Source organism: Ruegeria sp. AF8 (genome assembly GCF_056541825.1).
This window is the reverse complement of sequence record NZ_JBQFYW010000009.1, coordinates 1-26,243: the sequence shown is the minus strand read 5'-3', so window position 1 is coordinate 26,243 and position 26,243 is coordinate 1. Positions and strand designations below refer to the sequence as shown.

Here is a 26,243-nt window from a genome sequence, read left to right as displayed (position 1 = left end):
GGCGCGGATGCTTCTGGCCATCGATTGCGGCAATACCAACACCGTGTTCTCGATCTGGGACGGTGAAAAATTCCTGTGCACCCTGCGCACCTCGACCCACCACGCGCGCACGGCGGATGCCTATTTTACCTGGTATTCGACTCTGGTGAAGCACTATGGGATCGAGGCGGACATTACCGATGTTATCATCTCGTCCACGGTGCCGCGCGTGGTGTTCAACCTGCGCGTCTTCGCTGACCGCTTCTTTGGATGCCGCCCGTTGGTTGTAGGCAAGCCCGAGACGCTTTTGCCATTCAAACCCCGCGTGGACGAAGGGACGCAGGTGGGGCCTGATCGGCTGGTCAACTCGACCGGTGCCTTCGATCGCCATGGTGGTGACCTGATCGTGGTGGATTTCGGCACTGCCACCACCTTTGATGTGGTCGCCCATGATGGTGCCTATGTGGGCGGGGTGATCGCGCCGGGGGTGAACTTGAGCCTTGAGGCACTGCATCTGGCCGCTGCCGCGCTGCCGCATGTGGACATCTCAAAACCGCAAAAGGTGATCGGCACCAATACGGTCGAATGTATGCAGTCGGGCGTGTTCTGGGGCTATGTCGGCCTGGTGCGCGAGATTTGCGAGCGCATCAAGGTCGAAGCCGGGGTGCCGATGAAAGTGATTTCGACGGGCGGGCTGGCGCCGCTGTTTCAGCAGACCGCTGACCTGTTCGACGCATTCGAAGACGATCTGACGATGCACGGGCTGACCGTGATACATCTTTATAACAAGGAAAATGGCTCAGAATGAGCAATGAACGATTGATTTACCTGCCCCTCGGCGGAGCGGGCGAGATTGGCATGAACGCCTATGTTTATGGCTATGGAAAACCGGGCGAGGAACGGCTGATCCTGGTCGATCTGGGCGTGGCCTTTCCCGATATGGATACCACTCCCGGGGTTGACCTTATCTTTGCCGACATAACCTGGCTGAAGGAACGCGCCGACCGGCTTGAGGCGATCTTTATCACCCACGCGCACGAAGATCACGTCGGCGCTGTCGCGCATTGTTACCAGGCATTGGGCGCACCGGTTTATGCGCGGGCCTTTACCGCCAATATCGCCCGGCGCAAGATGGAAGATCAGGGTCATTCGCCCGAGGTCGTGCAAACCGTGTCCGCGTGGCCGGAGCGGGTGAAGGCCGGTCCTTTTACCGTGGGCTTTCTGCCTGTGTCGCACTCGATTCCCGAAAGCGCGGGGCTGGTGATCGACACACCGGCCGGGCGTATTGTGCATTCCGGCGATTTCAAGCTCGATCCCGAACCAGTCGTCGGAGAGCCGTTCGATCCCGAGCTTTGGGCCAGCGTCGCTTCGGAAGGCGTCAAGGCGTTGGTGTGCGACAGCACCAATGTGTTTTCGAACCATCCCGGACGCTCAGAATCCGAGTTGGGGCCAGAGATCACCAGGCTCGTTTCCAACGCCACGGGTATGGTGGTGGCCACGACGTTTGCCTCGAACGTGGCGCGGGTCAAAACGCTGGCCGAGGCCGGTGAGAGGGCAGGGCGCTCGGTCGTGTTGCTTGGCCGCGCCATGCGCCGCATGATCGAGGCTGCGACGGAAACCGGGATCGTGACGGATTTCCCGCGCGTGACAAGCCCCGAAGAAGCGGCGGATATGCCACGCCAGAACCTGATGTTGATCGTGACCGGAAGCCAGGGCGAGCGCCGGGCAGCCAGCGCGCAGCTGGCACGCGGCAAGTATCGCGGTCTGGAACTGGCCGAAGGTGATCTGTTCCTGTTCTCATCCAAGACGATCCCCGGCAATGAGCGCGGCGTTATCCATGTCATCAACCAGTTAAGCGAAAAAGGCGTGGATGTTGTGGATGACAGCAACGGTCTGTATCACGTTTCCGGCCACGCAAACCGCCCGGATCTCGAGCGCATTCACGCCCTGATCGACCCGCAGATGGTCATTCCCATGCACGGAGAACACCGGCATTTGCGCGAACATGCGAGGCTGGCCGAGGCAGGTGGACGGTCAAGCATCGTTGCGGTCAACGGCATGAAGCTTGACCTGACCGGTGACACTCCATCGGTCGCGGAATATATCGAGACCGGTCGCACCTATCTGGACGGTATGGTCAAGATTGGAGCGCTTGATGGCGTGGTGCGCGACCGCATCCGGATGGCGTTGAACGGCCACGTCACGGTGACCGTAATTCTGGACGAAGAGGACGAACCCTTGGGGGAGCCGTGGTGCGATACGATGGGCCTCCCCGAGATCGGCAGTTCGAAGGCGGGGCTGATTGAGGTGCTGGAAGAAGATCTCAACCAGTTCCTGATGCGGGCCGAGGCCAAGACATTGGGTGACGATGACAAACTGGAAGAGGCGCTGCGCCGCATCGTGCGGCAGACCTCTCAGAACGAGATCGGAAAAAAGCCCGAAGTTACCGTCGTCGTCAGTCGGATGCGCTAGCGCTTTTGCTTCAATGCGTCTCCGGCATCGGATAGCCGCGCAGGCGCAGGAACAGGCTCGCTTCGTCATTGTTGTGGAAATAGGGGACCGAATCCGGCGGGGTCGGGTCGGCGGCGCGGGCCGCGACCTCGGCCAGAACGACTTCGGTGATGAAAGGCAGGTCGAATTTTCGAACCTCGTTCAGCGGGATCCACTGCAGATGCGACAACTCGTCCGAGGCATGGGTGAAATCATCCAGATCTCCCTGAACCTCGCCGGCATCCACCAGGAAAAACCTCGCGTCGAAGCGACGGGGGCGGCCCGGCGGAGTCAGCGCGCGGAACACGAACTGCAAGGCATCGGCGGCAGGGAGATGGCCCGTGGACGCGAAGTGCAGCCAATCTTCGGGGACAGTGCCGGACCAGGTGCCGGGCTTTCCGAGAATCAACCCGGTTTCTTCCCAAAGCTCCCGGATTGCTGCGACGGCCAAAGCATGTTGCAACCCTGCCGGTGCGTTCTCGGTCAGGCGATCTGCGCAGACAGGCGGCAGAGGAGATGCCAGTGGAACAGAGGCATCCGCCGGATCGACCGCGCCGCCTGGAAACACGAACTTGTTGGGCATGAATGCCGCCTTGGCGCCGCGTTGACCCATCAGGATCGACGGAGTTTCCATGCGATCGCGCAGGACAATCACCGTAGCAGCGTTTCTAATTGCAGTCTTGTCCGTGCTCATTGCCCCTCCGCCCCGTTCCGAAGGACTCAGCCGGCCGTGTCGAAGCCATGCATCCGGCGCGCCCATTGATAGGCGATGACCAGCCCTTTCAATCTGGGCAGAAGGTAGAGCGACAAAGCCAGACAACCAAGGGCAAAGATCAGAAACAGGGTCAATGGTTCGGGGCGCCATTGCACATAGGAAACATGCAAGGCGGGTGCCATCAGATGTCCGACGATTAGAATGGTCAGATAGGCTGGGCCATCGTCAGCGCGATGATGAAACAGTTCCTGACCACAGTGCGAACAGGCATCGTTGACCTTGAGATAGCTGTGCAGCAGTTTACCCTTACCGCAATTTGGGCATTTGCCGAGCAAACCCTTGCGAACCGCCGGCCATGTCGGGCGTTCTTGCTGAACAGGTGTGTCAACGGTCTGATCTGTCATTTTATCCGCCCATGCTCTTGTCCGCAAACCGCAGACTGATCCGGTCCTATTCGAAATTGCCGTTGGCGTCGTTGCGTCGGGATGTCGCGAAAATAGGAATTTGGGAATCAAATTAAAAGTACGCTTGCCAGAAAGATTTTTGCACAGCTTCGACGGAAAAGCACGCGCGCCCCGTTTCAATGATATGGACGGCAACATGGTGTTGTCGCGAAACAAGGAAAAACCGATATGAAACATGCAGGCATTTTCTCGGGTATCGTACTGGCGGCACTCACCGTGACGGGATCCGCTGCTCTGGCCATGGGGCCTGGGGTCGGGCAGCAGGCGACGTTTCAGGAACTTGATGCGGACAGCAACGGCGAGGTGACCAAAGCCGAGCTGGAGGCGTATCGGACCACAATTTTTAACAAAGCGGACACCGACGGAGATGGCAAGCTGAGCTTGGAAGAGATTCAGGTGACCGCAGTAGAGCGGGCAAAAGAGCGGTCCAAGCTGATGTTCGAACGTCAGGATGCCAACAAGGATGGTTTTCTGACCGACGACGAAATGCCAAAATCGCGCAAGAAAGGCAGGCTCTTTTTCTTCGACCGGTTTGACGCCGATGGCAACGGCTCGATCTCGGAACAGGAATTTGCCAACATGAAAGACCGCATGGGCAGGTACGGAAAGAAACACGGTCGTGGTCACAGGTTTGACGACTGACACAGGATGGAGGACGTGAATTCCATGTCCGGAATAACCCGCGGCGGCACCGCCGCTGCGGGTACCACAAGTGACGACGCGCTACTTAGGTTGTTCGCAAACGGCGATGAACAAGCAGCGCGGGAACTGACGGCTCGCCTTGGGCCGCGCACGTATTCCGTGGCGTTGCGGGTTTTGGGCAACAGGGCGGAGGCCGAAGATGTCGCACAGGACGCAATGCTCCGGCTTTGGCAGATGGCGCCGGACTGGCGACCGGGGCAGGCGAAGGTAACGACGTGGCTCTATCGCGTTACGCTGAATCTCTGTCTGGACAGAAGGCGGAAGAAAAAGGCCGAATCGCTGGACGCCGTGCCAGAACCGGAAGACGGCGCATTGTCGGTGACGGAGCAAATGCAAAATACCGCTCGGGTCGATGCCTTGCAGGCGGCTTTGATGACATTGCCGGATCGCCAGCGCGAAGCCGTGGTTTTGCGTCATATCGAGGAATTGCCCAATCCCGAGATCGGGCGGATCATGGAAATTTCCGTCGAGGCGGTAGAAAGCCTGACGGCGCGGGGAAAACGGGCGCTGGCCAGGGCGTTGTCCGGCAGACGAGAAGAACTGGGGTATCAGGATGGTTGAAGACGACAAGAAATTGGACGAACTGTTTCGGTCCGCCCGGCAAGATCGGGACGATCTGCCCGTCGACCTGACCAAGCGGATAGTTTCCGACGCGCTGGAGATTCAACGGAAACGGTCCGCGCGCGAAGGCAGGCGAAAACAGCCAATACTGATCTTGATAGCCGAAGCGCTTGGCGGGTGGCCCGGCATCGGAGGTTTGGCGACAGCCTGCGCGGCTGGCGTCTGGATAGGTCTGGCGCCCCCGGTATTCTTGCCGGACCCGGTGGAGCTGTTTGTGGTTGGCGGCGAGGCGGACCTGATGGCCGAATTCGGGTTGTCCGATCTGGCCACGGAGGAGGAATAAATGCATCAAGATGATCCCAAACCCAGGCGTAAGTGGGTATCGGTGCTTCTTGGGGTTTCCCTGGCCCTCAATCTTTTGGTTCTGGGTCTGGTTGCAGGGGCGGCCCTGCGGTTTCACGGCAGGGGTGACCGGCCGCCTCCGAGTTTTGGACCGGCTTTGTACCGGGCTTTACCGGACGCGGATCGCAAGGACCTGCGAGAGCAGATGCACCTTGCAGGACCCGGCGACCGGCAGTCGCGTCAGGAAGGGTTCAGGGTTCTGACAGCGGCGTTGCGAACTGTTCCGTTCGACGCCAACGCCCTGACGGCCATTGTCGAGGAACAGACCGCCCTGCGCGTACTCGCGCAACAGACACTAAGCGACGCATGGTTGGACGTGGTCGCAAAGATGACCGATGCCGAACGATCCAGCTACGCCGATCGTCTGGACAAATATGTCAGACATGGAAAGGGGCGGCATCGCAGGCGCGACTGAGTTGTGTTTGCACGCAACTCAAAGCCTGAATACGCGATTTCGCCCCGCATTCTTTGCCGTGTAAAGCGCCCGGTCCGCGGTGTCGATCAATGCCGATATCTCATCGCCTTCTAAACCATCGGAACATGTTGCAGTCTCAGACGTGTGCAAGCCGAAGCTGGCCGTAACGGTTACAGCTTCGATGCTCATCGGCAAATGATAGGGGGTATCACTGATCCGCCGTCGCAAATTCTTTGCGACCTCCATGGCCTTGTCCGGGCCGGTGTCGGGAAGTGCGACCAGAAACTCTTCTCCGCCCAGGCGGGCCACCAGATCTTCGGGCCGCAATTCCTGCCGGATGCGGCGGGCAGTTTCGGAAAGGACGCGATCTCCCGCCAGATGGCCAAATCGGTCGTTAACGGTCTTGAAGTGATCCAGGTCGACTATGATCACCGACAGGTTCCGGCGCTTCTTGCATGCGCTTCGAACCATGTTTCTGAGCGCGGATTGCGCGTAACGGGAATTGCGCAGGCCGGTCAGATGATCGAAATTCGCGGCTTTCAGATCTTCCTGAACCGATGCCCGACGTCTGTCCCTTCTGGATTTGCGCTCTGCTTGCGTTTTCAGGTGCAGGGCAAGTTCCTCTGCGCAGAACGGCCCGGTGAACACCACATCCGCGCCCCGGTCGTATGCTTCGACCGCGCGGGCGACATTGTCATCTTCGACCACCGCGACCACGGCCGAGTGCCGCGTGGCAAGCCTTGCGCGCAGTTCAGTGAGCAGATTCAAGCCCTCGCCATCCTTCGATACCTGCAGAACGAAGATGTCGGGCGCGGGTTTTCTGAAAAGCATGAATGCCTGACCGAGTGTGAAGCTGCCGAGGGAATACGGTGTATGCGGCTGCAACCGACGGAGCCAGTCTCGGCGGATTTCCTTGGTTGCTGTAACAATAGCAACTGATGCGGACTGAATCTGGGGTTGGAACGGGCTGGCCGCTTCGCCAAATCCGAACTCGGTGCTTTCGCCGCTCCAATCGAGATCATCGATCTCGGAACGCAGCCGCATAAAGCTGCGGACACGCGCGAGCAAAAGGTTGTCGTTGTAAGGTTGCACCAGAACGTCGTCCGCGCCGGACAGAAGCGCGCGTTTTCGGGCCTTCCTGTCATTTTGCGGAGTGATTGCGACCACCGGTGTATTTGACAGATTCCTGCGCTTGTTCAGCAACTCCTTGACCGACGATACGTTTCCATCAGGCAAGCTTTCGGCCATCAAAATGAGATCCGGGCGGGTGTGGTGCAAAATCGCCTCCAGGCCTTCCACGCGGTCCCGTTGCATGACCTGATAGCAAGCTGACGAAAGTTGAACATTCAGCATGATCCGGTTGGTCGATACGCCGTCCAGTATCAGAACAGTTCCCTGTACGGACATGACCTTTCCCCCGTTGCTGTCTCGCGATAAAGAAGTTTCGGAAATACTGGTTAACAAACCCTTTCATTTACTTTTGGTGAGAACGAATGAAGCCGATATCCGCCGAGACCGCCGAAACTGTGGCTCTGAGTGCGCTGGCTTGGCTGGTCGGAAACGAAGAACTGTTGCCGGTGTTTCTGGGCTCGACCGGGGTTTCAGAGGCAGATTTGCGCACTCGTGCCCTGGATGTCGATTTTTTGGCGTCCGTCCTGGATTTTCTGATGCTTGACGACGCCTGGATTGTGGCGTTTTGTGACGCGCAAACGGTGCCCTATGATCGCCCGGCCCAAGCACATATGGCGCTATTGGGTACGTCGAGCATGCACTGGACCTGACGCCTGAACATCCAATTGCGGAGAACCCGGATGCCGATTGAAGCCCTGCTGTTCGACAAGGACGGAACGCTTTTCGATTTTGCCGCGACTTGGGGGACATTTGCGCAGACCTTCCTGGCCCGAATCGCGGCCGGCGACGAAGCACGGGCGTCGTACCTCGGTCAAGTGATCGGTTTCGATTATGAGCAGATGCATTTCCGCCCGGACAGCGTCGTGATTGCCGCGACGCCGGATGAGATTGCCGAGGCCCTGTTGCCGGAAATGCCCGGCATGAGCCATTTTGAACTTGTGTCGGTGATCAACGAAGAGGCCTCCAAGGCGCCACAGCATCAGGCTGTGCCGTTGAGCCCGTTTCTTGAAGAGCTCAGGAAAAAAGGGCTGAAACTCGGGGTTGCGACGAACGATGCGCAGGAACCCGCGATGGCGCATCTGAATTCGGTCGGGGTGCACCAGCATTTTGACTTTATCGCGGGGTTCGACAGCGGACATGGCTGCAAACCCGGACCGGGACAACTGTTGGCTTTTTCCGGGCATATTGGAATAGATCCGTCCAGGATCGCCATGGTTGGAGACAGCCGGCATGACCTTGAGGCCGGACGCGCGGCGGGAATGACGACCGTCGGTGTGTTGACAGGAATAGCGGTCGCCGAAGAACTTGCCGACCTTGCGGATTTCATTTTTCCGAATATCGGACATATCCCCGCATGGTTGGGACATTAACGGTCACGCACTTCTAATTTGCGAAAGGTTCGCCGAAAGCGACATCGGTTGTCGCGGACAGAGCGGCTATCCCTTGTTGCTTGGTGCCTTTGTGGAGGCAGGTCAAGTGAAAGAGAAAGCCATGTCCGACACATCAAGCCGGAAACGTCGAGGGGGCGGTCGCGCTGGTGCCGCAGCACGTCGGGGCACTTCTGCTATCGAGCAAATGCCATGGAACCCGCCGATCAACATTGACCGGCCAGTCGAACCGCTGGACCCGGAAGGGATCGAGGCGATCCACGAAGGGGCGATGCGCATCCTCGAAGAAATCGGGATAGCGTTTTATAACGAAGAAGCGAAGGGCATCCTGCGCGAGGCCGGCTGCATCGTCGATGGCGATGTAGTGCGGATGGGCCGCGAGTTCGTAATGGAAATGGTCGGAAAAGCCCCGGAGCGTTTCACCATATCTCCCCGCAACCCGGACCGAACAATCGAAATAGGCGGTCGGACGATGCTGTTCGGCAACGTCTCGTCGCCGCCCAACTATTGGGACATGGAAATCGGCAAGAAGGTTCCCGGCAATCGCGAAATGTGCCGAAATCTTTTGAAGCTGACGCAATATTTCAACTGCATTCACTTCGCGGGCGGATATCCGGTCGAGCCTGTGGACATCCATGCAAGTGTCCGTCACCTCGATGTTCTCTTTGACAAGCTGACGATCTGCGACAAGGCAATGCATGCCTATTCACTGGGAAAGGAGCGGGTCGAGGATGTCATGGAGATGGTCCGTATCGCTGGCGGCCTGTCCCATGAGGAGTTCGAAGCCTCGCCGCGCATGTATACCAACATCAACTCCACATCGCCGCTCAAGCACGACCATCCGATGATCGACGGATGCCTGCGGCTTGCACGTCGGGGGCAGGCCATCGTGGTCACGCCGTTTACCCTGGCGGGTGCTATGGCCCCGGTAACGATGGCGGGTGCCGTCGCGCAATCCCTGGCCGAAGCCCTGTGTGCCATTGCACTGTTTCAATATGTGTGCCCCGGAATTCCCTGCGCCATCGGCACGTTCACGTCGAATGTCGACATGAAATCGGGCGCTCCGGCCTTTGGTACACCTGAATATATGCGTTCGACCCAGATGACAGGGCAAATGGCCCGTTTCTATAGGTTGCCGATGCGCTCTTCGGGTGTTTGCGCGGCCAATGTGCCGGACGGGCAGGCGATGTGGGAGACCTCGAATTCGCTTTGGGCGGCTGTGCAATCGGGCACGAACATGGTTTATCACGCCGCGGGCTGGCTGGAGGGCGGGCTGATCGCTTCGCCCGAAAAATTCATCATGGATTGCGAGATATTACAACAAATTCAACGCTATATGCAGCCTGAAATCACGGCGACCGGGCCTGATGAAATCGCATTGGACGCGATCAAGGCTGTCGGGAATGACGGGCATTTCTTTGGTATCCAACACACTCAGGATCGCTATGCGACCGCTTTTTATCAGCCCTTCCTCAGCGACTGGAAAAATTTCGAAGGGTGGGAAGCCGCTGGCGGTATCTGGACCCCCGAACGCGCTCACCATCTGTTCAAGGAAATCATCGCAAGCTTTGAGGAACCGCCGATGGACATCGCAATTCGCGAGGAATTGGCGGATTTCGTCGCCCGCAGGAAATCGCAGGGCGGCGCTCCGACAGATTTCTGACCCGTCGGCCGTCAAAGCGAGTGCCGATTGGAGAATGCAGGACGCGATACCGGGGCGGTTCGGGCCATTTAGGGGCATTTAGGGCCAATTGCCTGACCTGAGGGCAGGCGTTTTTTTGGTGATTTGTTAATCTTTTCGAGCACAGGCTGCCTCTGTGATATTTCGGGGCAGTAGATGCATGGGCTAATCAATAAAGCGCTGCAGTCATTTTTTATCCATACTTTTGGTACGAATCGATGGATCGAGGTGACCGAGGCGGCAAATCTGGGCTTTGTCGATTTCGAAGCCATGCTGGTCTACCCTGATGACACGACCCATCGTGTGCTTGCCGCCATGTGCAGGGAACTGAGGCGCCCTCAAAACGAAATTCTCGAGGATTTGGGCACTTTCCTTGTGTCTAACCCCAACACCGAAGCGTTGCGCCGCCTGTTGCGTTTCGGGGGCGTCGATTATGTCGAGTTCCTGCATTCGTTGGACGATCTCGCGGATTGGGTTCGGCTGGCTGTATTTGATCTTGAACTTCCGGCTTTGGAATTGTGGGAAAACGATCCGACAGACTATACCCTGACCTGTCATCGCGGCCTTCCGGGGTACGCCTATGTGATGATCGGTGTATTGCGCGCCATGGCGGATGACTATGGCGTATTGGCGATCTTCCAGCATATGGGCGAACACGAAAAAGGCGAGGTCATTTCCATAAAACTGATCGAAACAGCCTTTTCCAGGGGACGGCGTTTTTTCCTGGGGGCACGGGCATCGTGATTTGTCAAAAGGAACTGATCGCGCTGCTGGACAGGCTTTGCCCGATGTTCGTCCTTTTGGATCAGGACGGCCGAATAGTGCAGGCCGGTTTGACGCTGCAAAAATTGCGGCCCGACAAGGTGCTGAAGGGGCGGTCTTTTCTTGACTGTTTCGAATTGGTCAGACCGCGGTCAGTGACGTCCATGCCCAAGCTGCTGGCGGTTGCGGGGGGCAAGCTGCACCTTCGTTTCTGCGATGCTCCTAGAACTGCTTTCAAGGGTTTGATCGTTCCAATGCCGCAGACCGGACTGTCTGTCGTCAACCTGTCCTTTGGAATCTCCATCCTGGATGCAGTACGCGACTATGACCTGACCAGTTCTGATTTCTCCGGTACGGATATGGCCATCGAGCTTTTGTATCTGGTCGAAGCGAAATCGGCGGCGATGGAAGCGTCCAGAACACTCAATCTCCGCCTTCAGGGCGCCAGAATCGCGGCCGAGGAGCAGGCTTACACGGACACGTTGACAGGGCTGAAGAACCGTAGGGCCATGGCCCATATCCTCAAACGATATCAAAAAACGGCAGCCCCATTTGCCTTGATGCATCTCGACCTGGACTACTTCAAGTCGGTGAATGACACGTTGGGACATGCTGCCGGGGACCACGTTCTTCAAAATGTTGCGAGGATCATGGTCGAAGAAACCCGTGCCGACGATACCGTCGTCAGGATCGGAGGCGACGAATTCGTTCTGATTTTCAAGGACCTTGTGGATCGGGACCGGCTCGAACTGATTGCCAAAAGGCTGATCGCGCGGCTGGAAGAGCCGCTGCCATTCGGAGGCCGTCTGTGCCGGATTTCCGCGAGCATCGGTACGGTGATTTCCCCGCAATTTGAAAGACCTGATCCAGAAATTCTTCTTCATGCAGCTGATCTGGCGCTCTATGCGGCCAAACGCGGGGGGCGGGCGCATCACCGGTTTTATTCGACCGATCTGGCGGAACCGCTCACGGGGTATTCGGGGTGCTGACCGGCAAGTTTCGCGACCCTTCCAATCGGCTGAAACGTGTGCATCTTCTTGCGCAGCAATGCGTTTGAGGGAGCATGTTGCTTGACAAGCAATAGGGGGAATGTTCGGCTTGTGCTATACTATGAGAGATTCAACGAAACCGGGCGCGCAACCCTTTTGGTGCCCTGTTGGAAAGTGAGGTTATGGTTATGTTTGCAAAGTATCTATGCGCCACGGCGATGGCTGCCAGTGTCGCTTTTGTTCCTGCGCGTCAGGCCCAGTCCGACGAAGCGGCGGCGTTTTTGGGCGGAGCACTAATTGGCGGCTTGGTGGTCAATGAAGTCCACAAGAGCAAACAGCGGAAACAGCAGCAATCAAGTCGCTCGACATATTCCTCTTCAGGGGTTTCTTCCGCACAACGTCAGCAAAATCGTGAGGTTCAGACAGCGCTGAATTACTTCGGCTATAATGTCGGCACCGTCGATGGCCAGCTTGGCCGCCGCAGTCGGGCCGGGATTTCCCAGTATCAGGCTGATATGGGCTATAATATTGACGGTTATCTGGATGATTATGAGCGGAACTTTCTGCTGACATCGTACAATCGGGCGCTGTCCAGCGCACATGTGGCCCCCTACAATCAGATCGTGGCCAGCCAAGGAACGGCGGGTCTGTTGCGCAGTTATCGAAACGAACAGCTTGGCATAGCGACGCCTCAGACGGCCACTCAGCCGCAGCTGGCCACAGCGCCGCAAACGCAGGCTCCGCAACCGATTACGGCACCGGTTCTGGGCGGGGAAACTGTGGCGGCGCGGGCCGATACGGGTGGTCAACTACCGTCATTCGGCTTTGCGCCTGCGGGGAAATCCGCAAACGAGTTGTGCAATGATACCAGCCTTCTGACGGCTTCAAATGGTGGTGCAACCCAGCCCGGCGGGGTCAGCAATGTGGATCTTGCCCTAAATGAACAATTCTGCCAGGCGCGTATTAATGCCATAGCCGATGCATCAAAACTGGAAGAGAACATTCCCAACATGACCGCGCCGCAAATTGAGGCGCAGTGTCAGCAATTGACCGATGCGATTGCCCCAAAAATCACTGGTATCGACACCCAGACGCCTGATCAGGTGGTTGCAAACACCTCGGCGGTGCTGACACAATCGGGGAACTCTATCGATCAGCTCGTCTCCGGCGGCAAAGTCTGTTTGGGCGTCGGCTATCGTACAGATGACGCTGAAATGGCATTGTCGTCGGCGGTGCTGCTCGTTGCCGCAGGGCAAAAGGGCTATGCTGAAATCGTCAGCCATCAGCTGCGCGAGGGGATCGGTGTTGCCAAGGCGACCGGGGCCCAGCCACAGGAATGGATGCAAATGGCGCTGAGTGCGGCGGAGTCCGGTTCTCCGGTCCTTGGACAAACCCCACAGCGTTTGGCGGTTCTTTCTGAGGCAACTGGCGGCGGTGGTGCGACATCTTCGACCTTGCCGATCTTTTCGACTACGACGAGCGATTGATTTGCGAAACTGAAGCGCCAAGGCGGGGCCGGTTTGCCCTGCCTTGCGCATTTTCAGCGCAACTTTTCATTCATGGAAATGCGCGGTTAGCCGATGCCCGATATGTGCAGGGATCGACGGCAGTTCCCCCAGCACTGGCAGCTTAGCCCCCCTGAACCCTGCCTCTTTCAGGGCTTGCGGTACGTCTTCAAGCGCATGTCCACCGGCACAGGCGAAGAAGGGCAGGCACACTGATTGCGCCGAAGCCCCAAGCGCTGCCTCGGTAATGCTGGGCGTTTCTTCAACGAAACCGATGCGGGTGGATCTGAAGTTCACGTTTCTTGAAAGGTCTTTGGCAAATCTTGCCGCTACGCGCGCCGGATTTTGGCTGCGACCCGAGCCGTGGGCGGCCAGTATCAGGTCGGTATTTTCAGATTGCCAACCCAATTTTGCCAACTCTTCGGACAGGGCCATTGCCGCCACTTTGGGCAAGTCGGGATCGGTTCCTAGCGGGCCTAGAATTTGTAGCGATCTTTTCCCCAGTCGTTTGGGCAAGACTTTGTCTACAAACCAGCCTCGAGCCATGAACAGCGGATAGATCACGGTATTGTCCGGCAATTCCGCGATCACCGTTTCAAACTGGCCGGGGGCGGCCAGAGTGGCAGAATGAACGACAATGTCGGGAACCGTCTCCTGAACACGATCGGCAAATCCGCGCAAGGCATCTTCTGCCGGCACCGGGTTGGATGGTTGGCCATGGGCGACAATCAGGGCATGCGGCAATTTCGGCTCCTTCGTCGTTCCGGAAAAATTGTAGCCAAATCGTGAAATGTCAATCGTGCCATGTCTGCGTTTATCCCAGCACGGTCAGCCAGACCCAGACCGTCAGAATCGAAGCCCCCGTCGCGATCAGCACCGAGGACGCCGCGACCCTTTTGGCACGCCCATACATGTTCGCAAAGATATACGCGTTGAAGCCCGGTGCCATCGAAGCGTTCAGCACAGCGGAACGGAACAAATCCTGCGGCAGGGAAAGCGTTTTGCCGAACAGCCACACAAGGGACGGGTGCAGCATCAGCGAAACGCAACACACGAAAAAGATGGTGCGCAGATCCCCTTCGGGCCGGTATTGAACCAGAATGCCGCCAAGCGCAAAGAGGCCGCCCGGCAGGGCGGCGAGGGTGATCAGATCCAAAGCGTTGTTGGCGACCGCGGGAATTGGTAACCCGGTCAGGTTCACGACAAAACCAAGCGCAATTCCCAGGATCAAAACATTGCGGAACATGGCGTTGAGGACTGAACCCATCATCCGGCGGCCACCGCCGCCACGATTGCGCACGATTTCCATCACGGTGATGCCGACACCGTAGCAAAAGGGTGAGTGGAAAGCGATGATCGCGTAGTTTCCGGTCAGGTTGTCCGGCCCATAGGCGCGTTCGGTGATGGGCAGGCCAAGCAGTACCGAATTCGAGAACAGGCAGCAGAACCCGATTGCGACGCTGTCCTCCCAGTCGCGTTTGAAGATGTAGTGTGCGCCAACCATGCCAACGACGAAACACAATCCGGCGCCGCTGAAGAAACTAGCCAGCAACCGCGGATCGAAACTGGCCTGCAGGTCCAGCGTCGCAACGGCCTTGAACAGCAGGCACGGAATTGCAAAGCCTTGCGTGAATTTCATCAGGCCATCGACGTGTTCGGACCTGAAATAGCCTGTCCGAGTGGCGGCATATCCCGCACCGATCACCAGAAAAACAGGCAGGATGACGTCAATCAGGCTTTGAAACATGGCCAAGCTCTTGTCTGGTTGGCCGTGGCTGTCCCCTTCTGGCGTTCGGCGCCAGAGGTTCAGCGAAACCGCCTAAAAAGGATACCGGATCACCATGCCGTCATAGGCAGGGGTTACATAGTCCGGAGTTTCCGCATCCACGGTCTCATAATCAAGATCGATATGCATGTTGGTCAGGATCGCCCGTTTGGGCTTTGCCAATTCGATCCACTCCAGCGACCGCTCCAGATGCGCGTGTGTCGGGTGTGGATTGCGGCGCAACGCATCCAGGATCCAGCAATCGAGATCTTTCAGTGCGTTCCAGGCTTCGTCATAGATTTCCGCGACATCGGGCAGATAAGCGACCCCGCCAATGCGAAAGCCCAGCGAGTCGATGGCGCCATGTCCCACGGTGAAAGGTTTGAAAGGGATCGGCCCGCCGGGACCATCAATTTCAAATGTTCCGCTGATGGTCTTTAGGTCCAGGATAGGAGGGTAAGGCGAGCCCTCGGGCTGGATGAAGGCATATCCGAACCGACCGAGCAGGGCATTTTGTGTATCGCCGTCGGCCCAGACCGGCACGCGCGCGCGCATGTTGTAGACGATCATGCGCAGGTCATCGATGCCGTGCACGTGATCGGCGTGAGAATGCGTATAGATCACGGCATCCAACCGTCCGGTTCCGGCATCCAAAAGCTGGCTGCGCATGTCCGGAGGCGTGTCGATCAGCACGGTCGTGGTTCCTTCGGGGCCGACACGTTCAACCAGCAGGGAACAACGGCGGCGCACATTCCTGGGGTTGGTCGGATCGCAATCGCCCCAATGCCCGCCCAGACGCGGCACCCCGCCGGACGAGCCGCAGCCGAGAATGGTAAAGCGCAACTCGTCTTTCATGCGGCGGCCTTGAATGTCGCGGCCTTGGCGAAGAGGCGATCGAAATTGTCCTGCGTCTGTTTTGCGAAATCAGGGTAGTCCATGCCGAAAATCTCGGCCCCCTTACGGGCAGTATGCGCGGTATAGGCCGGTTCGTTGCGTTTACCGCGATGGGGCGGTGGAGCGAGATAGGGGGCGTCTGTTTCAACAAGAATACGGTCGACCGGCGCCGCGGCAAAGATGTCGCGCACTTCCTGGCTTTTGGGAAAGGCCGCAATTCCGGACATGGACAGATAGAAGCCCAGTTTCAACGCGGCGCGTGCCAGTTCCGCCGAAGAGGAAAAGCAGTGCATGACACAGCTATAGGCTGCGTTGTGGTATTCGTCTGTCAGAATTCGGGCCATGTCCTCATCTGCTGCGCGGGCATGAATGATCAGCGGCAGACCCGTGCGTTGAGCGGCTTCGATATGGATGCGCAGCGAGTCCTTCTGAACCTGCGCGCTTTCGCCGGTGTAGTGGTAATCCAGCCCGGTTTCACCGATGCCCACGAATTTCGGATGCGCAGACAGGTTTACCAATTCGTCCACTGTAACCATCGGTTCCTGGGCGGCGCTCATCGGGTGGGTTCCGGCGGCATAGAATACCGGCGCATGCGCCTCGGCGATTGCACGCACCGCGGGCTCATTGCGCAGGCGGGTGCAAATGGTCACCATCCGGGTCACGCCGGCTTCGGCGGCGCGGTCGATGATTTGGTCCAATTGCCCTTCAAAGTCGGGAAAGTCCAAATGGCAATGACTGTCGGTGATGACAGGGGGGGGCATGCTGTCGCTCATCTGCTCTGACCGGCGGTTTCCTGTATTTTGAACATCGTATCTAGGACCAGAGCGGCGGGGTCAAGGTTCACCGCCCGACCATGTCGGGTTCGCGCCGTGATCGTGGCCGCCGTCTCGGCCCACAACCGCCCCAATTGCGGTGATGCCGCCAGGCGTTGCAACAGGCCGGCCTCTCCGGGGGCCGCTTCGGGCAGTGGTGGCTGACCGGTCGCTCCGGTTCGCGACAATCGAGCCATTGCCATGTCGATGAGGGACAGCAGCAGGTCAAACCGCTCCGCCGCGCCGCGTTGGGCCGATGCCTCGGCCAAAGCCAGAGCGCGCTGACGGTCGAGGCGGGGAAGTGTGTTCAGGATCGCAACCAATTCGGCATAGATCTCCAGCCCGCCCAGGTTAAGCAATCGGACCGCTTCACCGACGGAGCCACAAGACAGCGCAGCGAGGTTTTCCGGCAACGAAGGGAGTTCGGCGCCACATTGCGCAAGCGCAGCCTGCATGTCGTCGGTGTCCAACGGGGACAGCCGCAATGTCCGGCAGCGAGACCGGATGGTCGGCAGCAGGCGCGAAGGCTGGTGCGATACAAGCAACAGCGTCGTTCGTGCCGGCGGTTCTTCGAGCATCTTCAACAACGCGTTTGCCGCATTGACGTTCATCTCATCGGCGCTGTCCACGATCACGACCCGCCGCCCGCCATCCGTCGAGGACAGGCCAAAGAACCGCCCCAGCTTTCGAATGTCATCGACGACGATTTCGTTTCGCAGCTTACCCTGATCGTTCAGCGAACGGGTAACTGACACCAATCCTGGCTCTGCCCCGGCGTGAATTCGGTGGCACACCGGATGGTCGGGGTCGATTTCGAGCGATTCCGGGGGCGGGGGTGCCCCAAACAGGCCGTCATCCGAGGCCGGCGTCGCCAGCAAGAAACGCGCGATCCGCCAGGCCAATGTGGCCTTGCCGATCCCGCGCGGGCCGGTCAGCAGCCAGCCGTGATGCATCCTGTCGGAATTGAACGCGCTCAGAAAGGCCCGCTCAGCTTCGGATTGCCCGATCAGCCGCGCTGTTTCACGTGGGTGAGGGGCGCCGGGCGCCTGATCGGGGATGGGCGTTTCGTCGGTCATACGTGCCTATCGCAATGCCTGCATCACGACGTCTGACACATCGGCGGCAACCGTGTCCATGTCCCGGTCGCCGTCAATAATGCGGAAACGTTCTGGAAACTCGTTGGCCAATGACAGAAATCCGGCACGCATCCGTCGCTGCAGTTCGGGGCCGAAATCCTCGAACCGTTCCTCGGTGCCTTGCCGGCCTTTGGCACGGGACAGGCCGGTGTCCGGGTCCATGTCGATCAGCACGGTCAGATCGGGTTCGCGCCGGATCATGAGGTCGTGCAAGGTATCCACCAGCCCCCGCAAATCACCTCGCGACAGTCCCTGATACATGCGGGTACTGTCGGCGAAGCGGTCACATATCACGAATTTGCCTTCATCCAGGGCCGGACAGATCGTGCGTTCCAGATGATCCCGGCGGGCGGCGGTGAACAGCAAAATCTCGGTTTCCGCCGACCAGCGGTCGGGATCACCTTCGAGAACCAGACGCCGAATTTCCTCGGCACCCGCAGACCCACCGGGTTCACGCGTCAAAACAACCTCGCGCCCCTGAGTGCGCAAGAATTCAGCAAGCATTCGCGCCTGCGTTGATTTGCCTGATCCGTCGATACCCTCGAAGGTCAGAAACAGACCCCGATCCGTCACATGGCCTCCATGGGACCATTGACGAATTCCTTCATCAGGATGCCTGCCACGGTTTTTATTCGAACAACGAACCCGCCCTGCGGGACGGCTTCGGCCGCCACCAGCGGGCGTCGGATTTCCGGCAATCCTTCGGGTTTGATCACGAGTTCGGCCAGCTGCTGACCCTGCGCTACCGGGGCATTGACCGGGCCTTGGTACACCACCTCGGCTTCAACGTTCTTGTCACCGAGAATTGGCAGCAGCAGGTTCAGATCCCCTTGCGGCACCAAACCTACCGATCGTTTCGCTCCCATCCAGATTTTCGCTTCTGCGATCGGAGTATCGGCGTTGGCGACGGTTTTTTCGACAAAGTGACGAAAGGACCAGTTTACGATGGCCTCCGCCTCTTCGGCGCGGCGGGCCTGGCTGTCGAGACCCGTCAAAACGAATATTACCCGCCGATCACCCTGCTTGGCTGATCCGACCAATCCATACCCGGCCTCGGAGGTATGCCCGGTTTTGAGGCCATCCGCGCCGATATCGAGTTTGAGCAACGGGTTGCGGTTACGTATATTCGAAGGTGCGCGCCCATCGAACTCAAAAACCTCTTCGGAAAACAACGGGTAATATTCCGGAAAGTCCGAAATCAGACGATCGGACAGAACGGCCAGATCCTTCACCGACATCATGTGTCCGGCGGCAGGCCAGCCATTCGAGTTTGCGAAGGTCGAGTTGTCCATCCCCAACTGCTTGGCGCGCTGAGTCATATAACGCGCGAAACCTGCCTCGGTTCCATCCGGGCTCAGCGCTTCGGCGAGCACAACACACGCGTCGTTACCGGACAACACGATGATCCCGCGCAGCAGGTCCTCGACCCGGACGCGATCCTGTGTGTTGAGGAACATGGTCGAACCGCCATAACTCATGGCATGTTCCGAAACCGGCAGTTTCTCATCCAACGTCAGACGCCCGTCCCTGAGCGCCTCAAACGAAACATAGAGGGTCATCAGTTTCGACATCGAAGCGGGCGGCAAGGGTTGGTTCGCCTCCTTCGACAACAGCACTGTGCCGGTCGTTTGATCCAGAACATAGGCCGCCTTTGCCGATGTATCAAAAGCCATCGCAGGAAGCGCCAGAATGGCAAATCCAAGCGACAGAACGGTCGGGCGAAGAAACGTCAGCATCCGGCTATCTCCTTATTTCTTCACGATATAGGCGTCGGAATAACCCAGGTCGCGAACCTGTTTCATCAAATCCTTGCGTTCGGCCTTTGTTGCCGCAGGGCCAGCAAGGACGCGCCAAAAGGGTTTGTCGTCCTTCGACCCTTCCTTGATTTCCGCATTCAGACCCGCCTTGCGCAGCTCTTCGGCAGATTTCTGGGCGTTAACTTCAACGGTGAAAATCCCGATCTGAATAAAGGGGCGCGACAACGGCGGAGAAGCGGGTTCAGGTTTGGCGTCTTCTGGCTCAGCCGTATCTACGGCGGCGTCCGCAGCTTCAATAGCGGCCGCAGCGCCGGCAATCGGATCAAGCTTGGCTGACGTGATCTCCGAGCCCGTGTCGACGTTTTCGTCGGTCTCTGCGGCTTCGACAATCTCGGGTTCAGGCTCGGGTTCGATCACTTCGCGCTTGAGAGCCACCACGCTCAATTCGACAGGTGAGCCCGCAAGCATACCGAGCTCGGTGGCGGCGTCGGACGACACCTGCAGGCGCGGCCCTGGCAATTCACGCTCGCGCCGGAACAAGGCGCCTTCGACCGTCTTGTTGTTGTCGCCATTCGTGATGCGTACCCTTTGCGCTTTTTCGACATTGGGATGCGCGACCCAGATCCCACCCAAGGATGGACGGCCATCCCAGAGCCCTTTTTCCACGGACTGAAAAATCTCCGGCGCCTCGACGTCTCGTTCTATGACCTCGCCCTTGCGACCGGTCTGTTCCGTTTCGGAGCCGGCCCCGTCGTTCGGCTTGAACGGGGCAAAACTCGCGCCTTCTTCGCATCCGGCCAGCGCGCCAAATACCAAGGCCAGCATTACCAGCCGAAATGACGTTTTTTGTCTCGCTGTTGCTCGATTCATCCTGTCGTCCCTTGCCTGATCTTCGGTCGCTTTTGCGTCCTGTTTGCCGGTTTTCCGGTCGTTGCCCATAGGCGTCATTGCCGCTGCTGCCGAATATTAACCTGCGCTCAACGCCATTAAAAGCCTGCCTCGAATGCCTCGGCAAGATTTCCCGCATTTTGAATTCGTCGCCGCCAATTTCATCAAAGAACACCGGGTGTCCGTTTTTCGGGTCTAGTCTATGCAGATAGCCATACAATGCCAGGCACCAGAGAATTATTGGCGCACACGTTGGCAGGGTAGGCTAGGCGCAAACACAAGAGTGCCCTCAAACCTTGCAGCCGGAGGTCAATTGAAAGCCGTGGTCAAAGAGACCGAACGATCTGGCCGCATCAAAGCGCCAAAGATCTTTGCAGGCTACTAATTGCAAATTCGAACCCAAGCAACATGACTCACAATTCATAAGATGAAATTATGATGTAGAAGAAATTATCAATTGTTCTTGGGGAGAAAACTCGCGAAACTGTGAATAATTCAAAAAAAGCCCGGCCTCGCAGAAGGCGAAAAACCAACGGGTGAAAAAAATTGACCAACGGAGGAGAAAAAAATGGAATTGAAATCGCAAGCGTTTGCCGCATTAGCCGCCACTATGGTGGCTGCGACTGCCGCAATGGCGGAAACGGAACTGACCGTTTACACTGCGGTCGAGGCCGAAGACCTTGCCCGGTACGCCGAGGAGTTCAACAAGGTCTATCCCGACATCAAGGTCAATTGGGTGCGCGACTCGACAGGAATTATCACGGCCAAACTGCTTGCCGAGCGCGACAATCCGCAGGCGGATGTGATTTGGGGGCTGGCGGCCACTTCGCTGCTATTGCTGAAATCCGAAGGGATGCTGGAGCCTTACGCTCCTGCGGGCGTTGAAAATCTGGACACGAAATTTGTCGACGGCGACAATCCTCCGGCCTGGGTGGGTATGGACGCCTGGGTTGCGTCGATCTGCTACAATACTGTCGAGGCCGAAAAGGCGGGTCTTACACCTCCGACATCGTGGAAGGATCTGACCGATCCGAAATACAAGGGGCAGGTGATCATGCCCAACCCGAACTCATCAGGCACGGGGTTCCTTGACGTTTCCAGCTGGCTGCAGATCTTCGGTGAAGAAGGCGGGTGGGAGTATATGGATGCGCTGCACGAAAATATCGCACGCTATACGCATTCCGGTTCCAAACCGTGCAAACTGGCGGCGGCCGGCGAGATTCCGATCGGGATTTCCTTTGCCTTCCGCGGCGCCAAATCCAAGGCGGCCGGTGCGCCCTTGGAAATCATCGTGCCGTCCGAAGGTGTCGGCTGGGATATGGAAGCCACCGCTATCGTGGCGGGAACCGACGATCTGGAAGCCGCGCAGAAGCTTGTGGATTTCTCGGTCACCAAGGATGCCAACGTCATGTACAACACGGGTTATGCCGTGGTGGCCTATCCGGGTGTCGCAAAGCCGGTCGAGTTCTTCCCGGAAGGTCTGCTGGATGCGATGATCCAAAACGATTTCGAGTTTGCCGCAAACAACAGGGCTGCAATTCTGAAAGAATGGCAAGCCCGCTATGACGGTAAGTCCGAGCCGAAATGATGCGCTTGTACGGAGGGGCGCTGCCGTCCCTCCGTTCCATCACATCCGCCAAAACGTGACGACTGTGACCCGTGCCGCCCGTTTGGGTTTTCTGGCACTCGGTTCCATGCTGCAAGGATCAATTACGTGCCCAAGGACCAATCTTCTGCCCCTTCACGCCAGTCGTATCTGAGTATCCTAAATCTGTGGAAAGCCTTCGGAGAGTTTCTTGCGCTCAAGGACATCTCGCTGGAAATTCACGAGGGCGAATTCATCTGTTTCCTCGGCCCTTCGGGATGCGGAAAAACCACGTTGCTGCGCGCGATTGCCGGGCTGGATCTGCAGACCAAGGGGACAGTCACGCAGGCAGGGCAGGACATTTCCAACTTGCCGCCATCCGAGCGGGATTTCGGCATAGTGTTTCAATCCTACGCACTGTTTCCAAACCTGACCATCGAGAAAAATATCGCCTTCGGATTGGAAAATACCGGGCGCAGCAAGTCTGAAATTGCCGTCAGAGTCAAAGAACTGCTTTTACTGGTCGGTCTGCCGGACCAAGGGAAAAAATACCCGGCGCAGCTGTCAGGCGGCCAGCAGCAGCGTATCGCTCTGGCACGGGCGATCGCCACCAATCCGGGCCTGTTGCTACTGGACGAGCCTCTGTCGGCTTTGGATGCAAAGGTCAGGGTTCATTTACGACATGAAATCAAAGAGTTGCAGCGCAAACTTGGTGTGACCACCGTCATGGTGACTCACGATCAGGAAGAGGCATTGGCCATGGCGGATCGTATCGTCGTCATGAACCATGGTGTTATTGAACAGGTCGGTTCTCCGACTGAGGTTTATCGAGAACCGGCCAATTTGTTCGTGGCCGATTTTATCGGGGAAATGAACCAGATCCGGTCTTCTGTCAGTGATGGCGGCCGGCTCAGCATCGGTGAAAAGACTTTTGCCTGCGTAACGCACAGCTTCGCGGATGGTACCGCAGCGATCGCCGCGGTCCGCCCAGAAGACATCATTCCGCGCGAAGCCGGGTATCTGGAGACCGGCGCCAACAGGAATTGTATCGACGTGACACTGACCGAGATGGAGTTTCTGGGGTCCTTCTGGCGCTGCCGTGTCAACAATGAGCGGCTCGGCGACGCCGAACTCATCGCAGATTTTTCGATCAACGCCGTGCGCCGCCTCGAATTGGGCGAGGGGAAGTCCATGGTGATCGAATTGCCGGAAAGCCGGTTGATGGCCTTTGATGTTTCGGAGGCTGATTGATGGCCCTTTCGACACCCGAGCCACAGGCATTGCCGTCCGGGCCCCGTGTAAAAGGAAAGCTCAGCCGGGACGACATCATCATGCGTGCCAGCATGATGGTCATCGCACTTTATCTTGTCGTGACATTGGCATTTCCACTGTACGCGATGCTGTCCAAGTCATTCTCGACCTATCGGTTCGACCTGTCGCAGTACGAATTTCAGGTCAGCGATGAAGACGGTACATTTGACGGAACGATTTTGAACGCCGCCGATCTGAACGCCCAACTTGGCGTCTATCAGGATGCCGATCTGACTACAGGGTCGGATGGGCGTCTGGGCGTGACAAAGTTCTTTCCCGACTTCAGTTTCCGAAGCCCGGTCATGTATCAGGTCCGAAATACATCCGATACCGGACGATTCCTTGTCGGATCGACGCTACAGGACGGCACGGACTGGATCACGCTCGATTCCAACACGTTCCGGCGGGTTCAGCTCCGCCCTGTCAAATCGACGGGTCTGGACAACTTCGTCAACTATTTCTCAACGCCGGCATTGTTCAACTCGATTAAGAATTCCTTGTGGATTTCCGTCGTCAGCACGGTCGTGACCGTGTCGCTGGCCTTTTGGTTCGCCTATGCACTGAACCGCAGCTGCATGCCGTTCAAAGGTGTATTCCGCCTGATTGCGATGGCGCCGATCCTCGTTCCCTCCCTGTTGCCGGGGATCGCGCTGGTTTACCTTTTCGGTAATCAGGGTATGATCAAGGAGTTGCTGTTCGGTGCCAGTATCTATGGGCCGATCGGTATCGTTATCGGATCGGTGTTCTTCACCTTTCCGCACGCGTTTCTCATAATTTCCACAGCACTGGCCATCTCGGATGCGCGCCTTTACGAAGCGGCGGTCAGCCTGCGGGCGAGCCCGTGGCGCACCTTCTGGACCGTTACCATTCCAGGTGCGCGTTATGGGCTGATTTCGGCGACGTTCGTGGTTTTCAATCTGGTGATTACCGATTTCGGCCTGCCCAAAGTCATCGGCGGTCAGTTCAATGTTCTGGCGGTCGATATCTATAAACAGGTGATCGGACAGCAGAACTTTGAGATGGGTGCCGTGGTATCGGTTGTCCTTGTGATTCCGGCCATTCTGGCCTTTGCGATCGACCGGATGGTGCAATCCAAACAGGTTGCACTGCTTTCGGCCAGATCGGTGCCGTTTCAACCTTCGCCAAATCGCAAAACGGATCGTCTCCTGCTGGTCTATTGCAGCCTGGTCGGACTGTTCATCGTGGGCTTGCTGGCGGTGTGCCAGTTTGCTGCGCTGATCAAGTTCTGGCCTTACGATCTGAGCCTGAGCCTGAACAACTATCAGTTCGACAGGATGGATGGTGGCGGTTGGGCGTCCTATTTCAATTCCATCAAAATGGCGCTGCTGACCGCATTCTTTGGTACGGTAATCGTGTTTTTCGGTGCCTATCTGGTTGAAAAGTCGAACGGTTTCAGAGTGGGGCGGTCTTTGTTCCAGATGTTCGCCATGCTGCCCATGGCGATCCCGGGCATGGTTCTGGGTCTGTCCTATATCTTCTTTTTCAACAATCCTTCGAATCCTCTGAATGCGATCTACGGGACGATGGCGATCCTGGTGATTTGCTCGGTGACGCACTTTTACACCGTTTCGCACCTGACCGCCGTTACCGCCCTGAAGCAGATGGACCGCGAGTTCGAATCCGTTTCCGCATCGCTGAAACAGCCAACGATGAAGCTTTTTGCGCGGGTGACCGTTCCGGTCTGCCTGCCGGCGGTGCTGGATATCTCGATCTATCTTTTCGTCAATGCGATGACGACGGTGTCGGCGGTTGTATTTCTCTACTCGCCGAAAACCTCGCTCGCGTCGATTGCCGTGCTGAACATGGATGATGCGGGCGACATCGCACCTGCCGCCGCAATGGGAATGATGATCTTTTATACCAATGCCATGGCCCGGATTCTCCACCTTGTTGCATCCAAAGGTGTATTGCGGCGAACTCAGGCTTGGCGTAGCCGATAGATCTGTGTGCCCGGTGCCGAGGTCAGGCTTTGGTGGGGGGCTCCATTTCTTTTATGACTTCATGGGCGACGGCCATGAAGGCCCGGATGATTTTGACGTCCTGCCGCTGTTTGAGGCAGACCAGAGATTCACTCATCTCGATGTCGGCCCCTTCCAGGCGCAAAGGGCGAACCCGTTCGTCGTTCCCGAACTCGGCAAGCGATACAAACCCGATGCCCGCTCCCGAGGCGACAACCTCGCGCACCGCCTCGCGGCCCTCGGCGACGATCGAGGGGTGCAGGATCACGCCCCGTGCGACAGCTGCTTCTTCCAGCTTCTGACGCGTCTTTGAACCTTGCTCTCGATAGATCAGGGGGAATTCGGCAAGCTCTTCGATTGTCAGAGTGGTTTTCTCATCTGGCAACAGGCTGCAGGCCGCAAAGGCGACGATCTCTGTCGTCGAAAGCTTCAGGCTTTTGACGTCCCGTCCCGGGGACGGATTGCCGATAATGCCGATCTCTGCGTCATAGCTGCGTAGTTCTTCCAATATCTCTTCGGAATTTCCGACCCGAAGCGAGATCGTGATGTCCGGATGGCGCTTCTGAAATCGGCCCAGGATCGCGGTGACGTGGTGTGCCGAATCCGCGATAATGCGCAATTCTCCTGTCACGGCCTGACTGGATTCAGACAGGAAATCTTCGATCTCCCGCTCGATCTCGAAAAACTGCTTGGTCATGCGATAAAGTTTTTCCCCGGCATCGGTCAGCCAGACCTTTTTCTTTTCGCGGTGGAACAGAAGAACGTCATGGTGCTGTTCCAGTTTTCTGACTTGTTCCGATACGGCCGGCTGGGTCAGGAGCATCGCTTCAGCCGCCCGGGAAAAGCTTTTGAGGTTGGCGACGTTGTGGAATGCTTTGAGTTGGCTGTATCCCATTTGTTTTTCTCTGTTTGGTGTATAGGTTTGGTTTATT

Annotated in this window: 27 protein-coding genes; 15 read left to right on the top strand and 12 right to left on the bottom strand. The window is 57.6% G+C overall.

Annotation, left to right across the window (positions count from 1 at the left end; genetic code table 11):
- Nucleotides 1-7: 7 nt before the first annotated feature.
- Nucleotides 8-787, top strand: a complete 780-nt coding sequence (locus tag ACR0AO_RS15120) for a type III pantothenate kinase (RefSeq protein WP_480605006.1) — start codon at nucleotides 8-10, stop codon at nucleotides 785-787.
- Nucleotides 784-2,451, top strand: a complete 1,668-nt coding sequence (locus ACR0AO_RS15115) for a ribonuclease J (protein WP_480605004.1) — start codon at nucleotides 784-786, stop codon at nucleotides 2,449-2,451. The genes ACR0AO_RS15120 and ACR0AO_RS15115 overlap by 4 nt, the downstream gene beginning before the upstream one ends.
- Before the next feature lie 10 nt (nucleotides 2,452-2,461).
- On the opposite strand, the gene ACR0AO_RS15110 is transcribed toward ACR0AO_RS15115, so the two are convergent.
- The gene (locus ACR0AO_RS15110; RefSeq protein WP_480605002.1) at nucleotides 2,462-3,163 is read right to left on the bottom strand and encodes an NUDIX hydrolase; all 702 of its coding nucleotides are present in this window, start codon (nucleotides 3,161-3,163) and stop codon (nucleotides 2,462-2,464) included.
- Between the two features lie 26 nt (nucleotides 3,164-3,189).
- Entirely contained in the window at nucleotides 3,190-3,588 is a 399-nt protein-coding gene (locus ACR0AO_RS15105) for a DUF983 domain-containing protein (protein WP_480605224.1), read from the bottom strand.
- 228 nt (nucleotides 3,589-3,816) lie between these two features.
- On the opposite strand from ACR0AO_RS15105, the gene ACR0AO_RS15100 reads away from it, so the two are divergent.
- Genes ACR0AO_RS15100 through ACR0AO_RS15085 form a run of 4 tightly spaced genes read left to right on the top strand, consistent with a single transcriptional unit; the run spans nucleotide 3,817 to nucleotide 5,728 of the window.
- Nucleotides 3,817-4,290 (top strand): EF-hand domain-containing protein, encoded by a 474-nt coding sequence (locus ACR0AO_RS15100; protein ID WP_480605001.1) that lies wholly within the window; start codon nucleotides 3,817-3,819, stop codon nucleotides 4,288-4,290.
- A gap of 24 nt (nucleotides 4,291-4,314) precedes the next feature.
- A complete protein-coding gene (locus tag ACR0AO_RS15095; RefSeq protein WP_480604998.1) occupies nucleotides 4,315-4,911 on the top strand; it encodes an RNA polymerase sigma factor in 597 nt (198 codons plus the stop codon).
- Nucleotides 4,904-5,254, top strand: coding sequence for a hypothetical protein (locus ACR0AO_RS15090; RefSeq protein ID WP_480604996.1), 351 nt, complete (start codon nucleotides 4,904-4,906; stop codon nucleotides 5,252-5,254). The genes ACR0AO_RS15095 and ACR0AO_RS15090 overlap by 8 nt, the downstream gene beginning before the upstream one ends.
- Nucleotides 5,255-5,728, top strand: coding sequence for a periplasmic heavy metal sensor (locus tag ACR0AO_RS15085; protein ID WP_480604994.1), 474 nt, complete (start codon nucleotides 5,255-5,257; stop codon nucleotides 5,726-5,728).
- 18 nt (nucleotides 5,729-5,746) lie between these two features.
- Here the strand turns inward: ACR0AO_RS15085 and ACR0AO_RS15080 are convergent, their stop codons facing one another.
- Nucleotides 5,747-7,135 (bottom strand): diguanylate cyclase, encoded by a 1,389-nt coding sequence (locus ACR0AO_RS15080; protein WP_480604993.1) that lies wholly within the window; start codon nucleotides 7,133-7,135, stop codon nucleotides 5,747-5,749.
- An 86-nt stretch (nucleotides 7,136-7,221) separates the two neighbouring features.
- On the opposite strand from ACR0AO_RS15080, the gene ACR0AO_RS15075 reads away from it, so the two are divergent.
- The 6 genes from ACR0AO_RS15075 to ACR0AO_RS15050 all read left to right on the top strand — a co-directional run bounded on the left by ACR0AO_RS15075 (nucleotide 7,222) and on the right by ACR0AO_RS15050 (nucleotide 13,166).
- Nucleotides 7,222-7,509 (top strand): DUF3572 domain-containing protein, encoded by a 288-nt coding sequence (locus ACR0AO_RS15075; RefSeq protein ID WP_480604991.1) that lies wholly within the window; start codon nucleotides 7,222-7,224, stop codon nucleotides 7,507-7,509.
- A gap of 30 nt (nucleotides 7,510-7,539) precedes the next feature.
- On the top strand, nucleotides 7,540-8,229 hold the full coding sequence (locus tag ACR0AO_RS15070; RefSeq protein WP_480604989.1) for an HAD family hydrolase: 690 nt from the start codon (nucleotides 7,540-7,542) through the stop codon (nucleotides 8,227-8,229).
- 121 nt (nucleotides 8,230-8,350) lie between these two features.
- Nucleotides 8,351-9,910, top strand: coding sequence for a trimethylamine methyltransferase family protein (locus tag ACR0AO_RS15065; protein ID WP_480604987.1), 1,560 nt, complete (start codon nucleotides 8,351-8,353; stop codon nucleotides 9,908-9,910).
- Between the two features lie 174 nt (nucleotides 9,911-10,084).
- On the top strand, nucleotides 10,085-10,672 hold the full coding sequence (locus ACR0AO_RS15060; protein WP_480604985.1) for a heme NO-binding domain-containing protein: 588 nt from the start codon (nucleotides 10,085-10,087) through the stop codon (nucleotides 10,670-10,672).
- On the top strand, nucleotides 10,669-11,679 hold the full coding sequence (locus ACR0AO_RS15055) for a diguanylate cyclase domain-containing protein (RefSeq protein ID WP_480604983.1): 1,011 nt from the start codon (nucleotides 10,669-10,671) through the stop codon (nucleotides 11,677-11,679). Before ACR0AO_RS15060 ends, ACR0AO_RS15055 begins: the two co-directional genes overlap by 4 nt.
- A 188-nt stretch (nucleotides 11,680-11,867) precedes the next feature.
- Complete coding sequence (locus tag ACR0AO_RS15050) at nucleotides 11,868-13,166, top strand: peptidoglycan-binding domain-containing protein (protein ID WP_480604981.1); 1,299 nt, start codon at nucleotides 11,868-11,870, stop codon at nucleotides 13,164-13,166.
- A gap of 66 nt (nucleotides 13,167-13,232) precedes the next feature.
- Here the strand turns inward: ACR0AO_RS15050 and ACR0AO_RS15045 are convergent, their stop codons facing one another.
- The 8 genes from ACR0AO_RS15045 to ACR0AO_RS15010 form a co-directional block, all read right to left on the bottom strand.
- Entirely contained in the window at nucleotides 13,233-13,928 is a 696-nt protein-coding gene (locus ACR0AO_RS15045; protein ID WP_480604979.1) for a CbiX/SirB N-terminal domain-containing protein, read from the bottom strand.
- A gap of 70 nt (nucleotides 13,929-13,998) precedes the next feature.
- Nucleotides 13,999-14,931, bottom strand: a complete 933-nt coding sequence (locus ACR0AO_RS15040; protein ID WP_480604977.1) for an AEC family transporter — start codon at nucleotides 14,929-14,931, stop codon at nucleotides 13,999-14,001.
- A gap of 72 nt (nucleotides 14,932-15,003) precedes the next feature.
- Nucleotides 15,004-15,804, bottom strand: a complete 801-nt coding sequence (locus ACR0AO_RS15035) for an MBL fold metallo-hydrolase (RefSeq protein WP_480604975.1) — start codon at nucleotides 15,802-15,804, stop codon at nucleotides 15,004-15,006.
- Nucleotides 15,801-16,604 (bottom strand): TatD family hydrolase, encoded by an 804-nt coding sequence (locus ACR0AO_RS15030; RefSeq protein ID WP_480604973.1) that lies wholly within the window; start codon nucleotides 16,602-16,604, stop codon nucleotides 15,801-15,803. The genes ACR0AO_RS15035 and ACR0AO_RS15030 overlap by 4 nt, the downstream gene beginning before the upstream one ends.
- A gap of 8 nt (nucleotides 16,605-16,612) precedes the next feature.
- Nucleotides 16,613-17,731 carry a DNA polymerase III subunit delta' gene (locus tag ACR0AO_RS15025; RefSeq protein WP_480604971.1) on the bottom strand — a complete coding sequence of 373 codons (1,119 nt, stop codon included), beginning with the start codon at nucleotides 17,729-17,731 and terminating at the stop codon, nucleotides 16,613-16,615.
- A gap of 6 nt (nucleotides 17,732-17,737) precedes the next feature.
- Entirely contained in the window at nucleotides 17,738-18,364 is a 627-nt protein-coding gene (gene tmk / locus ACR0AO_RS15020; protein WP_480604969.1) for a dTMP kinase, read from the bottom strand.
- Nucleotides 18,361-19,527, bottom strand: coding sequence for a D-alanyl-D-alanine carboxypeptidase family protein (locus ACR0AO_RS15015; RefSeq protein WP_480604967.1), 1,167 nt, complete (start codon nucleotides 19,525-19,527; stop codon nucleotides 18,361-18,363). Before ACR0AO_RS15015 ends, tmk begins: the two co-directional genes overlap by 4 nt.
- 12 nt (nucleotides 19,528-19,539) lie before the next feature.
- Nucleotides 19,540-20,496 carry an SPOR domain-containing protein gene (locus tag ACR0AO_RS15010; RefSeq protein ID WP_480604965.1) on the bottom strand — a complete coding sequence of 319 codons (957 nt, stop codon included), beginning with the start codon at nucleotides 20,494-20,496 and terminating at the stop codon, nucleotides 19,540-19,542.
- Nucleotides 20,497-21,004: 508 nt separating this feature from the next.
- On the opposite strand from ACR0AO_RS15010, the gene ACR0AO_RS15005 reads away from it, so the two are divergent.
- The 3 genes from ACR0AO_RS15005 (at nucleotide 21,005) to ACR0AO_RS14995 (ending at nucleotide 25,293) form a co-directional block, all read left to right on the top strand.
- A complete protein-coding gene (locus tag ACR0AO_RS15005) occupies nucleotides 21,005-22,024 on the top strand; it encodes a putative 2-aminoethylphosphonate ABC transporter substrate-binding protein (RefSeq protein WP_480604963.1) in 1,020 nt (339 codons plus the stop codon).
- A gap of 126 nt (nucleotides 22,025-22,150) precedes the next feature.
- Nucleotides 22,151-23,272 carry a putative 2-aminoethylphosphonate ABC transporter ATP-binding protein gene (locus tag ACR0AO_RS15000; RefSeq protein WP_480604961.1) on the top strand — a complete coding sequence of 374 codons (1,122 nt, stop codon included), beginning with the start codon at nucleotides 22,151-22,153 and terminating at the stop codon, nucleotides 23,270-23,272.
- Complete coding sequence (locus ACR0AO_RS14995) at nucleotides 23,272-25,293, top strand: putative 2-aminoethylphosphonate ABC transporter permease subunit (RefSeq protein WP_480604959.1); 2,022 nt, start codon at nucleotides 23,272-23,274, stop codon at nucleotides 25,291-25,293. Before ACR0AO_RS15000 ends, ACR0AO_RS14995 begins: the two co-directional genes overlap by 1 nt.
- A gap of 22 nt (nucleotides 25,294-25,315) precedes the next feature.
- Here ACR0AO_RS14995 and ACR0AO_RS14990 read toward each other — a convergent pair.
- The coding region (locus ACR0AO_RS14990; protein ID WP_480604957.1) for a LysR substrate-binding domain-containing protein at nucleotides 25,316-26,243 on the bottom strand (928 nt) is incomplete at its 5' end.

Bases quoted from the DNA above. Each gene is read 5' to 3' on its own strand.
- ACR0AO_RS15120 (WP_480605006.1), top strand. From the start codon at position 8: ATGCTTCTGGCCATCGATTGCGGCAATACCAACACCGTGTTCTCGATC.
- ACR0AO_RS15115 (WP_480605004.1), top strand. From the start codon at position 784: ATGAGCAATGAACGATTGATTTACCTGCCCCTCGGCGGAGCGGGCGAG.
- ACR0AO_RS15110 (WP_480605002.1), bottom strand. From the start codon at position 3,163: ATGAGCACGGACAAGACTGCAATTAGAAACGCTGCTACGGTGATTGTC.
- ACR0AO_RS15105 (WP_480605224.1), bottom strand. From the start codon at position 3,588: ATGACAGATCAGACCGTTGACACACCTGTTCAGCAAGAACGCCCGACA.
- ACR0AO_RS15100 (WP_480605001.1), top strand. From the start codon at position 3,817: ATGAAACATGCAGGCATTTTCTCGGGTATCGTACTGGCGGCACTCACC.
- ACR0AO_RS15095 (WP_480604998.1), top strand. From the start codon at position 4,315: ATGTCCGGAATAACCCGCGGCGGCACCGCCGCTGCGGGTACCACAAGT.
- ACR0AO_RS15090 (WP_480604996.1), top strand. From the start codon at position 4,904: ATGGTTGAAGACGACAAGAAATTGGACGAACTGTTTCGGTCCGCCCGG.
- ACR0AO_RS15085 (WP_480604994.1), top strand. From the start codon at position 5,255: ATGCATCAAGATGATCCCAAACCCAGGCGTAAGTGGGTATCGGTGCTT.
- ACR0AO_RS15080 (WP_480604993.1), bottom strand. From the start codon at position 7,135: ATGTCCGTACAGGGAACTGTTCTGATACTGGACGGCGTATCGACCAAC.
- ACR0AO_RS15075 (WP_480604991.1), top strand. From the start codon at position 7,222: ATGAAGCCGATATCCGCCGAGACCGCCGAAACTGTGGCTCTGAGTGCG.
- ACR0AO_RS15070 (WP_480604989.1), top strand. From the start codon at position 7,540: ATGCCGATTGAAGCCCTGCTGTTCGACAAGGACGGAACGCTTTTCGAT.
- ACR0AO_RS15065 (WP_480604987.1), top strand. From the start codon at position 8,351: ATGTCCGACACATCAAGCCGGAAACGTCGAGGGGGCGGTCGCGCTGGT.
- ACR0AO_RS15060 (WP_480604985.1), top strand. From the start codon at position 10,085: ATGCATGGGCTAATCAATAAAGCGCTGCAGTCATTTTTTATCCATACT.
- ACR0AO_RS15050 (WP_480604981.1), top strand. From the start codon at position 11,868: ATGTTTGCAAAGTATCTATGCGCCACGGCGATGGCTGCCAGTGTCGCT.
- ACR0AO_RS15040 (WP_480604977.1), bottom strand. From the start codon at position 14,931: ATGTTTCAAAGCCTGATTGACGTCATCCTGCCTGTTTTTCTGGTGATC.
- ACR0AO_RS15035 (WP_480604975.1), bottom strand. From the start codon at position 15,804: ATGAAAGACGAGTTGCGCTTTACCATTCTCGGCTGCGGCTCGTCCGGC.
- ACR0AO_RS15030 (WP_480604973.1), bottom strand. From the start codon at position 16,604: ATGCCCCCCCCTGTCATCACCGACAGTCATTGCCATTTGGACTTTCCC.
- ACR0AO_RS15025 (WP_480604971.1), bottom strand. From the start codon at position 17,731: ATGACCGACGAAACGCCCATCCCCGATCAGGCGCCCGGCGCCCCTCAC.
- ACR0AO_RS15015 (WP_480604967.1), bottom strand. From the start codon at position 19,527: ATGCTGACGTTTCTTCGCCCGACCGTTCTGTCGCTTGGATTTGCCATT.
- ACR0AO_RS15010 (WP_480604965.1), bottom strand. From the start codon at position 20,496: ATGACGCCTATGGGCAACGACCGGAAAACCGGCAAACAGGACGCAAAA.
- ACR0AO_RS15005 (WP_480604963.1), top strand. From the start codon at position 21,005: ATGGAATTGAAATCGCAAGCGTTTGCCGCATTAGCCGCCACTATGGTG.
- ACR0AO_RS14995 (WP_480604959.1), top strand. From the start codon at position 23,272: ATGGCCCTTTCGACACCCGAGCCACAGGCATTGCCGTCCGGGCCCCGT.